Below are 12,986 nucleotides of genomic sequence, written 5' to 3' on the forward strand. Positions count from 1 at the left end.
GGTCCGAGTCTCCGAGTCGAAAGGTGACGACAGTGAGCACTGCTACGGAACAGGACGTCATCGACCTGCTGCTGGCGCAGCACAACCAGATCAAGACCAGGTTCGCGGAGGTCGCCGCCGCGCGGGGCGAGCGCAGACGTGAGCTGTTCAACGACCTCGTACGGCTGCTGGCGGTGCACGAGGCGGCGGAGGAGCAGGTCGTGCACCCGGCGGCGCGGTCGAAGGCGGGCGAACAGGTCGTCGAGGCCCGGCTGCACGAGGAGGACGAGGCCAAACGCGCCCTGTCCGACCTGTACGACCTCGGCGTCGACCACCCCGAGTTCGACGCCCGGCTGGCCGCCCTGGAGAAGGCGGTCGTCGACCACGCCACGCACGAGGAGCGGGAGGAGTTCCCCCGGCTGCGTCAGGAGACCTCCCCCGAGCGGCTGCGCCGCATGGCCGGTGCGGTCCGGGCCGCCGAGGCGATCTCGCCGACCAGGCCCCACCCGGGCGCCGGAGAGTCCGCCACCGCGAACATGCTGGTCGGCCCGCCGGTGGCCGTGTTCGACAAGATCCGCGACGTCGTACGGGACTGGCGGCAGTCGAACAAGGACTGACCGACGCCCCGCCCGGTCTCGCGCCGGGGCGGCTCGGCCTCGAAGCCGCTCCGGCCGGACCCCGAGGGGACACCGGTCATGTGCGGTGCGGGCCCGTCCGATGGACGGGCCCGCACGCCGCCACGCACCCTCCCTGGACCGCCTACGGCCCGCCCCGGTGCCGCCGGACGCGCCACACGACCACGGCGGTCACGACGACCGCGGCGAGAACGGCCGCGACCGCACCGCCGACGGCCGACTGCACCTGCTCGTACGCCGCCCCGGCGAAGAAGCCCAGAAGGGTGTAACCGACTCCCCAGAGCACCCCGCCCAGGACGTTGAACAGGAAGAACCGCCGGTAGCTCATCCGCGAGACCCCTGCCAGGGCCGGCATCATGGCGCGCAGGAACGCGGCGAACCGAGCGAAGAACACCGCCTGAGGGCCCCACCGGCGCATCAGCACCTGTGCCCTCTCCACGCGGTGGCGACGGCGGCGCAGGACCCGTACGTCCAGGACCCTGGGGCCGAGGCGGCGGCCGACGAAGTAGCCCGCGCTGTCGCCGGCTATCGCGGCGAGCGTCACCACGAGCCCCAGCCAGTACACCGACAGTCTGCCCTGACTGGCGAGCACGCCGCCCAGCACGGCGGCCGTCTCCCCCGGCACGACGAACCCCACGAACAGGGCGTCCTCGGCGAAGACCAGCGCCGCCACTGCCGCGTACAGCACCGTTCCCGGCAGGCCCCAGAGCCAGTTGATGATCGCGTCCACCCGTCCTCCATGCGCCTCCCCGTTGTCGTGTCCCCCAGGAGGTGCGCGTACGCGCGCCGCACGGCCGTGGGCGGTTCGCCCACTCCTGGAAACGCACGGAAGTTTGCCCGCGGACGGGCACCGGCACGACCGGCCTTCAGGCCGGCCCGGGAATACGTGAGGGGCGCCGCCTCTCCGACCGGGAGGGTGCACGGCGGCCGACCACCCACAGGAGGAGATGCCGAATGAGCGACGACGAGCAGGTCCTGGGCTACCCGATCCCCAACGACGCGGCGCTGGACCCGCCCGCCGAGTGGGCCGGGCTGCGCGCCACGTGCCCGGTCGCCCGCGTCACGCTGCCCAGCGGCGACGCGGCGACGCTGCTGACCCGTTACGAGGACGTCAAGCAGGTGCTGGCCGACCCGCGCTTCACCCGCCGGCTCGACGCACCCGACGCCGCCCGGTTGTCCGCGGACGGCGGCGGGGTGTTCAGCGGCGAGCTGGCGGCGATCCTCCCCGACAGCGGCGAGGAGCACCAGCACTGGCGGCGCCTGGTCGGCAGGTGGTTCACGGCCAAGCGCATGACCGCCATGCGGCCGGCGATGATCGAGATCGCCGAGGATCTCGTGGACGACATGGTCAAGCGCGGCTCGCCCGGCGACCTCAGGGCGAGCCTCGGCTTCCCGCTGCCGGTCTACGTCATCTGCGACATGCTCGGCGTGCCCGCCGCCGACCGGGACCGGTTCTCCTACTGGTCCGACACGCTGCTCAACCTGACCCGCTACGGCAGGGCCGAGACCGAGGCCGCCCAGGGGGAGTTCTTCCAGTACATGTCCGACCTCGTCACGGCCAAGCGCGCCGAGCCCGGCGACGACCTGCTGAGCGAGCTGATCACGGCAGGCGGCCCCGAGAACGGCGGGCTGCCCGACGTCCAGGTCCTGGTCACGGGCATGGCGCTGCTGGTCGCCGGGCACGAGACCACCGCCAACATGATCGGGAAGATGGCCGCCATGCTGCTGGCCGACCGCTCCCGGTGGGAGCGGCTGCTGGCCGACCCGTCGCTGATCCGCACCACGGTGGAGGAGTCGCTGCGCTTCGACGCCAACGCCGGCTTCGGCCTCCCCCGCTACCTGAACGCGGAGACCGAGGTCAGCGGCATGGTCCTGCCCCCCGGCACGACCGTGGTGTGCAGCATGGCCGCCGCCAACCGCGACGAGACCGCCTTCGAGAACGCCGGCGACATGGACCTGACCCGCAGCCCGAACCCCCACCTGGCTTTCGGCTCCGGCGCCCACTCCTGCCTGGGGCAGGCACTGGCCCGCACCGAGCTGCAGGTCGTCCTGGAGGTGCTGCTGCGCAGGCTGCCGACGCTTGAGCTGGCCGTGCCCGTGGAGGAGCTGGAACGCGTGGAAGGGCTCGCCGTCGGCGGCCTGCGCGAGGTCCCGGTCCGCTGGTGACCCCCCGGCCGGCGTGCCCGATCGGCAAGGAGGACATGGACATGAAGGTCGTCGTCGACGAGGTCAAGTGCTGCGGCGCCGGGCAGTGCGTGCTGATCGCACCGGAGGTGTTCGACCAGCGCGACGAGGACGGCGTCGTCGTCCTGCTGGAGCCCGAGCCCGCCGAGGACCTGCACACCGCGGTCCGCGAGGCCGCCGCCGTCTGCCCCGCCGCCGCCATCGAGGTGGACGAGGACTCCTGAACCGCGGGAGCACACCCGGTGGTGCCGGGACGGACCGTCCCGTCCCGGCACCCGGAGGGCCTCAGCCCGCGGCCGGAGGGGTCCAGCCGGCCGGGACGCGGGCGATGCGGACGCGCTGCGGGTGGTCGCCGACCGGCACCGAGGTGATCTTCTGCCCGGTGGCGAAGTCGATGGCGGTGACCCGGTCGGCGCCGCTCTCGGAGATGACGCAGGCCCGCCCGTCGCCGCTGACGGTCGCCCAGTAGGGCTTGGACGCGCTCACCAGCGGGCCCTCCCGCAGGGTGGCCCGGTCGACGACCGTGGCGTAGTCGTCCATCGTCGCGGCGACGCAGAGCTTGTCGCCGGCGGGGTTGACCGACAGTCCGTGGTGCCGGGAGTCGTTGACCCAGGTGGTGCGGTCCTCGCCGGTGGCCGGGTTCTTCGGCAGGGTCTTGATCCGGGTGATCGTGTCGGTGGCGGTGTCGTACTCGGCGAAGCCGTTGAAGAACGAGACCTGGAAGTACAGCTTCGACTCGTCCGGGGTGAAGACGGCGGGCCGCACCGCGTCCGACAGGTCCTTGCGGCCGAAGGCGTCCAGCCGGTCGCGCATGTCGACGGTCCGCACGACCTTGTACGTCGAGGCGTCCGCGATCGTGATGTGGCGGTCGCCCTTCAGCCAGTCCTGGGACGGGCTGTCGAAGTCGTTGTTGACCTCGCCGATCGACATGTTCCAGATGTACCTGCCGCCGCCGGTGAAGATGTTCTCGTGCGGCTTGTCCCCCGTGCGGAACGAGCCGAGCTGCCTGCCGGTGTCGATGTCCAGGACGTGCACGGTGTTGGATGTGGAGGCCGACACGGCGACCCGGGTCCCGTCGGGGGACACGGCCATGTGGTCGGCGCGGAAGCCGGAGACCGGGAAGCGCCATCTGATCGCGCCGGTGGTCAGGTCGATGGACACCACGTCGGCGAAGCTCGGGCGGGAGACGACCATGGCCGTGCCGTCCGGGGTGGCGTACATGTCGTCGACGAACTGGTCGTGACCCTCGCCGGGGCCCTGCCGGATGCCCAGGAAAAAGGCCAGCTTGATGGGGTTGAGGTAGATCTCGGCCAGCCGCCGGGCCTTGTCGGGGATGACGTTGATCCGGCCGATCCTGGCGAACTCCCCGCTCGACTCGATGACGTCCGCGGTGCCGTCCCAGTTGTTGCCGACGAACATCACCTCGCGCAGTCCGCCGGCGGCGCTCGCGGGAGCGGCCGGAACGCCGCAGACGGCGGCGCCCGCGACCGCCACGGCGGCGGCGAGCAGGGATCTGCGCAGGCGTGCGAGGGCCGAAGCGTGCATGTGCTTCCTCCGGGGGGTGGGAGGTGGGCGAGATCGAGCATGGCCGGCCGAAGGGTCCGCGCGCCTTCGGCGCGTGGACTCGCACAAGTCTGAACATTTCGATATTCAGACTGTGTTACTGGATGGTAGGCACGTGTGACCCCCGCCACAAGGCCCAAAATTCATGACAACGGAGCGGAGGACGCGGTGGCGGGCAGGATCACCCCGGCGGCGGGCCGGTACGGCGGCAGGCCGGCGGCCGAACGGCAGGCCGAGCGCCGCACGCGCTTCCTGGAGGCGGGCCTCGACCTGTTCGGCGCCGGGCCCGGCTACCGCGCCACGAGGATCACGGACGTGTGCCGCGCCGCCGGGCTGTCCAGCCGCCAGTTCTACGAGGAGTTCCACACGCTGGAGGACCTGCTGGCCGAGCTGCACCTGTACGTCAACGACGTCGCACAGCAGGCCGTCCTCGGCGTGCTCCCCCAGGTGCGGCACCTTGAGCCCATCGAACGCTGCAGCCGGCTGTTCCGCGCGTACGCCGCCGGAGCCACCGCCGACCCCCGCCACACCCGCATCGCCTTCGTGGAGATCATCGGCGTCAGCCCCCGCCTGGACCGCCAGCGCCTGGACCGCCGGGCCCGCTGGATAGCCTTCCTGTGCGAGCAGCTGGACGACGCCGCGGACCGCGGCGAGATCCCCGCTCGCGACTTCCGCGTCACGGCCGCCGCCTTCATCGGGGCCATCAACGGCCTGATGCACGACTGGGCCGTCGGCTGGGTCGACGCCACCCTCGATCAGATCGTCGACGAGCTCCTGCTCATGCTCCTGGGCCGCCTCCAGGTCCCCGGCGAAGCCGGCCCCGCTTGAGGATCTCCGCGATAAGCAGTGGCGGCCCCTCCACCATCACGTGAGATCCTGCGTCATCCACCCCAAGATCGAGCCAGGCGGTTCGCCACCCCGTCAACGCAGCCGTGGTTCGGCGGCCGGTCCTGGTGGGAGGTGCGGGACGCGCGCGCTTCACCGCGGATCCGGATGGCTGGCTCGCCGCCCTGATCCCCGCCATGCCGTCGCTGACCGCCCGCCCGTAGACGCACACGATTCAGCTGATCCCCGCGCCCGGGGCCTTTCTCAGGTCCGGGTGGGCGGCGGCGCCGTGCTGTCGCGGACGACCAGACGGGTGGGGACGAGGTCGGTGCCCGGCCGCGCGGCTCCGCCCTCGCGGATCTGCCGCAGGACGCCCTGGACGCAGCGCCGGCCGACCTCGGCGAAGTCCTGGTGGACGGTCGTGAGCGGCGGGACGAAACAGGAGGCGTCGGGGATGTCGTCGAAGCCGACCACGCTGACGTCGCCGGGGACCGCCCGGCCCCGCTCGTGGAAGGCCCGCAGCAGGCCGAGGGCCATCTGGTCGTTGGCGGCGAACACCGCCGTGCAGCCGGGTTCCGCGGCGAGCGCCAGCCCGGCGGCGTAGCCGGACTCGGCGGACCAGTCTCCGTGCAGCGGCGGGGGGACCGGCCGCCCGGCCTCCTCCAGGGCCAGCCGCCACGCCTGGGCGCGACGCTGGCTCGCGAAGGACGTCTGCGGGCCGGTGACGTGCCAGACCGTGTCGTGCCCCAGGCCGAGGAGGTGGCGTACGGCGAGCCGGGCGCCCTCGGCCTGGTCGGTGTCGACGACGCTGTAGCGGTCTCCGGCGTCGGAGTCCACCACGACGACGTGGACCCCGGGAGGCAGCGTCACCGTGCCCGCGTCGAGGAGGTGGATCTCGATGATGACGATGACGGCGTCGACGGCCAGCTCGCCCATGCGGGTGAAGGCGCCCAGCACGTTGTCCTGGGTGGGGATGCCGATGGGGATCAGCGTGATCGCGTAACCCTCGGCCGCCGCGTGGGTGGCGATCGCCTCCACGGTGCGGCTGTTTCCGGTCGACGCCAGCCCGAAGAGGATCACGCCGATCGTGTTGAACTGCCCGTACCGCAGCGCCCGGGCCGCGCTGTTGGGCCGGTAGCCCAGCTCCCGCATCGCCGCCAGCACCTGCTCGCGGGTCGCGCCGACGACGCCGGGATGGCCGTTGGCGACCCTGGAGACCGTCTGGGACGAGACACCCGCGAGCCGGGCCACGTCGGCCATCGAGACCCGCTGCTTGCGCCGCCCGCCCGGGATGCCCGAGCCGCCCCGCTGCGCCCCGCCGATCGGCGCCTGCCGGGCCGCGCCGTCCGGATCCATTCCTGTGCCGCTCCCGCCTGCTCGCCCCCGTCGCCGGAGATCGTACGCCGCGATCCGGCCGGATGTGGCCCCGGGCCCTTGACCTTCCATAGGGCCGGTGCCACCATACCGCGACAGAAGTTTACGTAAACATAACCTCGGCGACTCGAGACATCACCCTCCGCGACGATCGGCCCCGACACTCGTTCGCTCCGGATGTTCACGTAAACATGCCGGCACCGTGGACACGTTGCGGAGAGGAGCGAACCGGTGGTCTCGGAAGGGCATTCGGACGTTCGGGGAGGCCGGGCCGCCGGACGCCGGTCATGGGCAGGCTGGCAGTTCGTCGCGCCGTTCATGGCGGTGTTCGCGCTGGTCTTCCTGGCTCCGATCGCGTACTCGCTCTACCTGAGCCTGTTCCGCACCCGGCTGATCGGCGGGACGTCCTTCGTCGGCGCCGACAACTACGTCAGGGTCCTGCGGGACCCGCAGTTCTGGTCGGCGTTCGGGCGCGTCGCGCTCTTCCTGGTCGTCCAGGTGCCGATCATGCTCTTCCTCGCGCTGCTGGTCGCCCTCGCGATCGACAGCGGCAGGTTGTACGGGTCGGCGTTTTTCCGGATCTCGGTGTTCCTGCCGTACGCGGTGCCCGCCGTCGTCGCCACGCTGATGTGGGGTTTCATGTACGGCACCAGGTTCGGCCTCATCGGCAACATCAACGAGGCGTTCGGGCTCTCGCTGCCCGATCCGCTGTCGCCCGATCTGATCCTCGCCTCCGTCGGCAACATCGTGACCTGGGAGTTCGTGGGCTACAACATGCTGATCCTCTACTCGGCGCTGCGGGTGGTGAGCCCTTCTCTGTACGAGGCCGCCGCGCTCGACGGGGCCGGCCAGTTCCGGATCATCTGGGCGATCAAGCTGCCCGCCCTGCGCGGCGCGCTGCTGATCGCCACGATCTTCTCGATCATCGGCAGCTTCCAGCTGTTCAACGAGCCGAGCATCCTCAAGACGATCGTGCCGAACTCGATCATCACGTACTTCACGCCGAACTACTACGCCTACTCGCTGTCCTTCCAAGGTCAGCAGTTCAACTACTCCGCCACCGTGGCCATCGTCATGGGGATCATCACGATGATCGTCGCCTACCTCGTCCAGCTGCGCGGCATGCGGAAGGCGGTGTGAGCCGTGGCGACCTCCACTCCCACCGCCGGCCGTTCGAAGACCATCGCGGCCCGGGGCCCGCTGGTCGTCCGGCGGCGCCGGTCCCCGCGGGGCCGCCGCAGCGCGACGCTGACCGTGCTGACCGCGCTCGTGCTCGTCTACACGCTGCTTCCGCTGGTGTGGCTGGCGATCAACGCCACCAAGACCCAGGAGGGGCTGCTGGGCTCCTTCGGCCTGTGGTTCGCCGGCGACTTCGCCCTGTTCGACAACATCGCCGCGACTTTCGCCTACGGCGACGGCATCTTCGTCCGCTGGCTGCTCAACACCCTGCTGTACGTGGTCGCCGGGGCGGGCGGGGCGACCCTGCTGGCGGCCCTCGGCGGTTACGGACTGGCGAAGTTCGACTTCCCCGGCAGGAAGGCGGTGTTCGCCGTCGTGATCGGGGCGGTGGCGGTGCCCGGCACGGCGCTGGCCGTCCCCACGTTCCTGATGTTCTCGAAGATGGGCCTGACCGACACGCCGTGGGCGATCATCATCCCGTCGCTCGTCTCGCCGTTCGGGCTCTACCTGATGTGGACCTTCGCCACCGACGCCGTGCCGGAGGAGATCCTGGAGTCGGCGCGGGTGGACGGCTCGGGCGAGTTCCGCACCTTCTTCCGGATCAGCCTGCCGCTGCTGGCGCCCGGCCTGGTCACGGTCCTGCTGTTCAACGTGGTCGCCACCTGGAACAACTACTTCCTGCCGCTGATCATGCTGAAGGACCCCGGCTGGTACCCCCTCACCGTCGGGCTGAAGTCGTGGAACCAGCAGGCCCTCACGGCGGGCGGCGAGGCCGTCTTCAACCTCGTGATCACCGGATCGCTGCTCACCATCGTCCCGCTGATCGCGGCGTTCCTGCTGCTCCAGCGCTACTGGCAGTCGGGCCTGGCCGCCGGAAGCGTCAAGGAGTGAACGGCGCAGGACGCATCGGCATGGAACGACCGCCCCCATCGACGTCCGCCTCCCCCGACAACCCAGAAAGGCACACCCCATGGCGATAACCCGCCGTCGCGCCCTCCTGCTGGGCGCGGCCCTGACCGTGTCGCTCACCGCCGGCGCCTGCGGCTCCTCCGATTCCTCCGGCGGCAGCGGCTCCGCGGGCGACGCCGCCGCCCCCGCGGCGTCCGCGGCCGTCTCCGGCGCCGACATCGAGAAGGCCCTCGACACCGGCGGCTCGATCACCGTCTGGGCGTGGGAGCCGACGCTCAAGCAGGTCGTCGAGGACTTCCAGGCGAAGTATCCCAAGGTCAAGGTCAACCTGGTCAACGCCGGCACCGGCAACGACCAGTACACCGCCCTGCAGAACGCGGTCAAGGCCGGCTCCGGGGTTCCGGACGTCGCCCAGGTGGAGTACTACGCCCTGCCGCAGTTCGCCCTCGCCAAGTCGGTCGCCGACCTCGGCGCCCTCGGCGCGGGCACACTGGACGGCACCTTCACCCCCGGCCCGTGGAGCTCGGTGCACGTCGGCGACGGCATCTACGGCCTGCCCATGGACTCCGGCCCGATGGCCCTGTTCTACAACAAGGAGGTCTTCGACAAGTACGACCTCGAGGTGCCCGCCACCTGGGACGAGTTCGCGGCGGCCGCGGAGAAGCTGCACAGGGCGAACCCGAAGGCGTACATCACCAACGACGCGGGCGACGCGGGCTTCACCACCAGCATGATCTGGCAGGCGGGCGGCAAGCCGTACACCGTCGACGGCACCACGGTCGGGATCGACTTCACCGAGCCGGGCACCCGGAAGTTCACCGCCCTTTGGCAGAAGCTGATCGACGGCAAGCTGCTCGCGCCGGTCACCAGCTGGAGCGACGAGTGGTACAAGGGCCTGGGCGACGGCACCATCGCCGGCCTGGTCATCGGCGCGTGGATGCCCGCCAACCTCGAGTCCGGGGTCAAGGCCGGCGAGGGCAAGTGGCAGGTCGCGCCCATGCCGCAGTGGGAGGCCGGCGGCAGGGCCACCGCCGAGAACGGCGGCAGCTCGCTGGCGATCCCCGAGGCCGGCCCGAACAAGGCCCTCGCCTACGCCTTCCTCAAGTACGCCACGGTGGACGAGGGGGTGCGGGCCCGGGTCGACGGCGGCGCCTTCCCCGCCACCACCGCCCAGCTGCAGGACCCGAGGTTCCAGGACAAGGAGTTCCCCTACTTCGGCGGCCAGAAGGTGAACAAGGTGCTCGCCGAGTCCGCCTCCCAGGTCGTCGGCGGCTGGTCCTACCTGCCCTTCCAGGTCTACGCCAACAGCATCTTCAACGACACGGCCGGCAAGGCCTACACCTCCTCCACCACGCTGCAGGACGGCCTGAAGGCCTGGCAGGACGCCTCGCTCACGTACGGCGAGGAGCAGGGCTTCACCATCAAGCAGTAGTCACCGGCGCGATCGCCGCCGCCGTTCCGCGGGGGCACGGCGGCAGGGCGGAAGACCGCGTAACCATCAGTCGAAGGAGACGTTGTGCACTCTGACCACGGCCACCGGTGGCTGCGCTGGCCGTCCGAGCCCGGACGGGCCCGGATGGCGTTCGGCGCCGACTACAACCCGGAGCAGTGGCCTCGCGAGATCTGGGACGAGGACATGCGCGCGATGCGCGCGGCCGGAGTGAACATCGTCTCCTTGGCGATCTTCTCGTGGGCGCGGATCCAGCCCGGCGAGGACGTGTGGGACTTCGACTGGCTCGACGAGGCGATGGACCTGCTGCACGCCAACGGCATCGCGGTCGACCTGGCCACGGCGACGGCGTCGCCGCCGCCGTGGCTGACGGCCGGGCACCCGGAGATCCTCCCGGTGGACCGGCACGGCCACACGGTGTGGCCGGGTGCGCGGCAGCACTGGAGGCCGACCTCGCCCGTCTTCCGCACGCACGCGCTGCGGCTGACCCGGGCCCTCGCCGAGCGCTACGGGGGCCATCCCGCCCTCGCCGCCTGGCACGTCTCGAACGAGCTCGGCTGCCACAACGTCTACGACTTCTCCGACGACGCCGCGGCCGCCTTCCGTGAGTGGCTGCGAGCCAGGTACGGAACGCTCGACGAGCTGAACCGCGCCTGGGCGACCTCGTTCTGGTCCCAGCGTTACAGCGACTGGTCGCAGATCCTGCCGCCGCGCCTGGCGGCCTCCTTCCCCAACCCCACCCAGCAACTGGACTTCACGCGGTTCTCCTCCGACGCGCTGAAGGACCACCTGCGCGCGGAACGGGACATCCTGCGCGAGCTGACCCCGGATGTCCCCGTGACCACGAACTTCATGGTCATGGGAGAGACCAAGGGCATGGACTACGCCGACTGGGCCGGCGAGGTCGACTTCGTCTCCAACGACCACTACCTGCTGACGGGCGCGCAGGCCCGGGACGAGCTGTCCTTCTCGGCGAACCTCACCGGCTCGCTCGCCGGCGGACGGCCATGGTACCTGATGGAACACGCAACCAGCGCGGTCAACTGGCAGCCGGTCAACCTGGCCAAGAGGCCCGGCGGCCTGGCCCGCGACTCCCTCACCCATGTCGCGTACGGCGCCGACGCGGTCTGCTTCTTCCAGTGGCGGCAGTCGGCGGGCGGCGCCGAGAAGTACCACTCGGCGATGGTCCCGCACGCGGGCACCGACAGCGAGGTGTTCCGGTCGGTGGCCGGCCTCGGCGCCACGCTGGCCGCCCTCGCGCCGGTCGCGGGCACCCGGCGCCGCCGCGCTGACGTCGCGATCGTGTTCGACTGGGACTCCTGGTGGGCGAGCGAGCTCGACTCCCACCCCACCTCGCTGCTGCGGTACCGCCAGGAGGCCCTCGACTGGTACACCGCACTCCTCGACGCGGGCGTCCGGGTGGACGTGGTCGACGTGGACGACGACCTCTCCGGCTACCGGCTGCTCGTGGCGCCGATCCTGCACGTCGTGCCCGCCGCCCTGGCCCGGCGGCTGGAGGACTGCGTCGCCTCCGGCGGCCACCTCGTCACCACCTACTTCTCCGGCATCGTGGACGAGCACGATCACGTGTGGCTCGGCGGCTACCCCGGAGCCCTGCGCGACCTGCTCGGCATCCGCATCGAGGAGTTCGGTCCCCTGCCGGACGGTGACTCCGTCGACCTGGACCTCGGCGTGTCCGGCACCCTGTGGACCGACCGGATCGATCTCGCCGGCCCGGCGACCGAGGTCCTCGCGACGTACAAGACCGGGGACCACGCCGGGCGCCCCGCCATCACGACCCGCCGTACGGGCGCGGGCTCGGCGTCGTACGTCTCCACCCGCCTCGGCCCGGAGGGTCTCGGGGCCGTACTCCCCCGTCTGCTGGACACCGCCGAGGTCTCCTCGGAGCTGCCCCCCGAAGCCCGCGGCCTGGTCGACCTGGCCGTCCGCACGGACGGAACCGACGACTACTGGTTCCTGGTCAACCGCACGGACGGGCACGTCGACGTCTCCGCGGTCCCCGGCGACCCGCTCCACGGCCCCGCCCTGGCCACGGACACGACCCTGGCCCCCCGGCAGGTCCGGATCCTCCGCCGCGCCCGCGACCAGCGGGACCGCCGGTGATCGCGACCGGGGTCAGACCTCCCCGACGACGGCGAACACCGCGCGGGCCTCGGCATCGTCCGGCAGGCGCCATCCGGCCGTGATGTGCCCCCGCGCCCCGGCGGCGTCCTGCGCGCCGGGCCGCAGGACCCGGGTCACGCGCATGACCAGCCGCTCCCCCGGCCCGCCGTCCGCGGCGGTGCGCACGACGACGTCGGTGCCGTGCGGTCCGTCGTCCGTGGTCGCCGACAGCATCGAACCCCAGGCGGGACTTCCGGTGACGCTCCTGGTCACGGTGGGATCGGGGGTGTCGCTCTCGTTCTGGTGCTGCGGCTTGGCATCGCCTCGGAACACGGCGAGAAGCTGGGCGAGGAGGACCGGGTCGTGGGTTCCGTCGTAGATCCATCGCCGGCCCAGGACCCCGTGCTCCCCCGTGCCGATGAGGGCGTGCTCGGCTCCCTCCAGCGGCGCCCCCCGGTAGGTGAGCGGGACGTGGTAGGAGACCGGCCGGTCGCCGGCCGCGTCGTTGACCACCATGAACTCCATCCCGACCTCGCCCTCGGGATCGTCGAGCCGGAAGCCGCCGGCCTTCGTCAGCTCCGGCCGGCGCCCCGGCGCCTGGTACCAGGCCCGGCCGGGCAGCCACGACGTGAGCAGCTCCAGCTTGCCGGGCGTCAAAGTGGTGTGATGAATGACAGCCATACCGCGCAGGCCCTCCGTCGGCGTCCCGTCCCCGTGTTCCCCGGCGTCACCGCCCGGGGCCGAACATCGTCTCACAGCGTGCG

General features: G+C 71.5%; 12 protein-coding genes. 8 read left to right on the forward strand and 4 right to left on the reverse strand.

Going from position 1 to position 12,986, the window contains the following annotated elements:
* Window positions 1-32: 32 nt before the first annotated feature.
* Window positions 33-596 (forward strand): hemerythrin domain-containing protein, encoded by a 564-nt coding sequence (locus AAH991_RS33350; RefSeq protein WP_346229903.1) that lies wholly within the window; start codon window positions 33-35, stop codon window positions 594-596.
* Window positions 597-738: 142 nt separating this feature from the next.
* Here AAH991_RS33350 and AAH991_RS33355 read toward each other — a convergent pair whose 3' ends face one another.
* On the reverse strand, window positions 739-1,344 hold the full coding sequence (locus tag AAH991_RS33355) for a DedA family protein (RefSeq protein ID WP_346229904.1): 606 nt from the start codon (window positions 1,342-1,344) through the stop codon (window positions 739-741).
* 224 nt (window positions 1,345-1,568) lie between these two features.
* Between AAH991_RS33355 and AAH991_RS33360 the strand changes: the two genes are divergently transcribed.
* Complete coding sequence (locus tag AAH991_RS33360; RefSeq protein ID WP_346229905.1) at window positions 1,569-2,780, forward strand: cytochrome P450; 1,212 nt, start codon at window positions 1,569-1,571, stop codon at window positions 2,778-2,780.
* Window positions 2,781-2,821: 41 nt separating this feature from the next.
* The gene (locus AAH991_RS33365) at window positions 2,822-3,022 is read left to right on the forward strand and encodes a ferredoxin (protein ID WP_346229927.1); all 201 of its coding nucleotides are present in this window, start codon (window positions 2,822-2,824) and stop codon (window positions 3,020-3,022) included.
* 61 nt (window positions 3,023-3,083) lie between these two features.
* Here AAH991_RS33365 and AAH991_RS33370 read toward each other — a convergent pair whose 3' ends face one another.
* The gene (locus AAH991_RS33370; protein ID WP_346229906.1) at window positions 3,084-4,343 is read right to left on the reverse strand and encodes a YncE family protein; all 1,260 of its coding nucleotides are present in this window, start codon (window positions 4,341-4,343) and stop codon (window positions 3,084-3,086) included.
* A gap of 186 nt (window positions 4,344-4,529) precedes the next feature.
* On the opposite strand from AAH991_RS33370, the gene AAH991_RS33375 reads away from it, so the two are divergent.
* Window positions 4,530-5,189, forward strand: a complete 660-nt coding sequence (locus tag AAH991_RS33375; RefSeq protein ID WP_346229907.1) for a TetR/AcrR family transcriptional regulator — start codon at window positions 4,530-4,532, stop codon at window positions 5,187-5,189.
* 261 nt (window positions 5,190-5,450) lie between these two features.
* Here AAH991_RS33375 and AAH991_RS33380 read toward each other — a convergent pair whose 3' ends face one another.
* Entirely contained in the window at window positions 5,451-6,542 is a 1,092-nt protein-coding gene (locus AAH991_RS33380; RefSeq protein ID WP_346229908.1) for a LacI family DNA-binding transcriptional regulator, read from the reverse strand.
* A 249-nt stretch (window positions 6,543-6,791) separates the two neighbouring features.
* Here AAH991_RS33380 and AAH991_RS33385 point away from each other — a divergent pair, with 249 nt between their 5' ends.
* The 4 genes from AAH991_RS33385 (at window position 6,792) to AAH991_RS33400 (ending at window position 12,222) form a co-directional block, all read left to right on the forward strand.
* Window positions 6,792-7,700, forward strand: coding sequence for a carbohydrate ABC transporter permease (locus AAH991_RS33385; RefSeq protein WP_346229909.1), 909 nt, complete (start codon window positions 6,792-6,794; stop codon window positions 7,698-7,700).
* Between the two features lie 3 nt (window positions 7,701-7,703).
* Window positions 7,704-8,630, forward strand: coding sequence for a carbohydrate ABC transporter permease (locus AAH991_RS33390; protein WP_346229910.1), 927 nt, complete (start codon window positions 7,704-7,706; stop codon window positions 8,628-8,630).
* 79 nt (window positions 8,631-8,709) lie between these two features.
* Entirely contained in the window at window positions 8,710-10,080 is a 1,371-nt protein-coding gene (locus AAH991_RS33395; protein ID WP_346229911.1) for an ABC transporter substrate-binding protein, read from the forward strand.
* Window positions 10,081-10,164: 84 nt separating this feature from the next.
* Window positions 10,165-12,222, forward strand: coding sequence for a beta-galactosidase (locus tag AAH991_RS33400; RefSeq protein ID WP_346229912.1), 2,058 nt, complete (start codon window positions 10,165-10,167; stop codon window positions 12,220-12,222).
* A gap of 12 nt (window positions 12,223-12,234) precedes the next feature.
* Here the strand turns inward: AAH991_RS33400 and AAH991_RS33405 are convergent, their stop codons facing one another.
* A complete protein-coding gene (locus tag AAH991_RS33405) occupies window positions 12,235-12,903 on the reverse strand; it encodes a maltokinase N-terminal cap-like domain-containing protein (protein WP_346229913.1) in 669 nt (222 codons plus the stop codon).
* Between the last annotated feature and the right edge of the window lie 83 nt (window positions 12,904-12,986).

Source organism: Microbispora sp. ZYX-F-249 (assembly GCF_039649665.1).
GTDB classification, from domain to species: domain Bacteria; phylum Actinomycetota; class Actinomycetes; order Streptosporangiales; family Streptosporangiaceae; genus Microbispora; species Microbispora maris.

Excerpts from the sequence above, each read along its gene's own strand:
- AAH991_RS33360 (WP_346229905.1), top strand. The coding sequence starts at position 1,569 with ATGAGCGACGACGAGCAGGTCCTGGGCTACCCGATCCCCAACGACGCG.
- AAH991_RS33365 (WP_346229927.1), top strand. The coding sequence starts at position 2,822 with ATGAAGGTCGTCGTCGACGAGGTCAAGTGCTGCGGCGCCGGGCAGTGC.
- AAH991_RS33370 (WP_346229906.1), bottom strand. The coding sequence starts at position 4,343 with ATGCACGCTTCGGCCCTCGCACGCCTGCGCAGATCCCTGCTCGCCGCC.
- AAH991_RS33380 (WP_346229908.1), bottom strand. The coding sequence starts at position 6,542 with ATGGATCCGGACGGCGCGGCCCGGCAGGCGCCGATCGGCGGGGCGCAG.
- AAH991_RS33395 (WP_346229911.1), top strand. The coding sequence starts at position 8,710 with ATGGCGATAACCCGCCGTCGCGCCCTCCTGCTGGGCGCGGCCCTGACC.
- AAH991_RS33405 (WP_346229913.1), bottom strand. The coding sequence starts at position 12,903 with ATGGCTGTCATTCATCACACCACTTTGACGCCCGGCAAGCTGGAGCTG.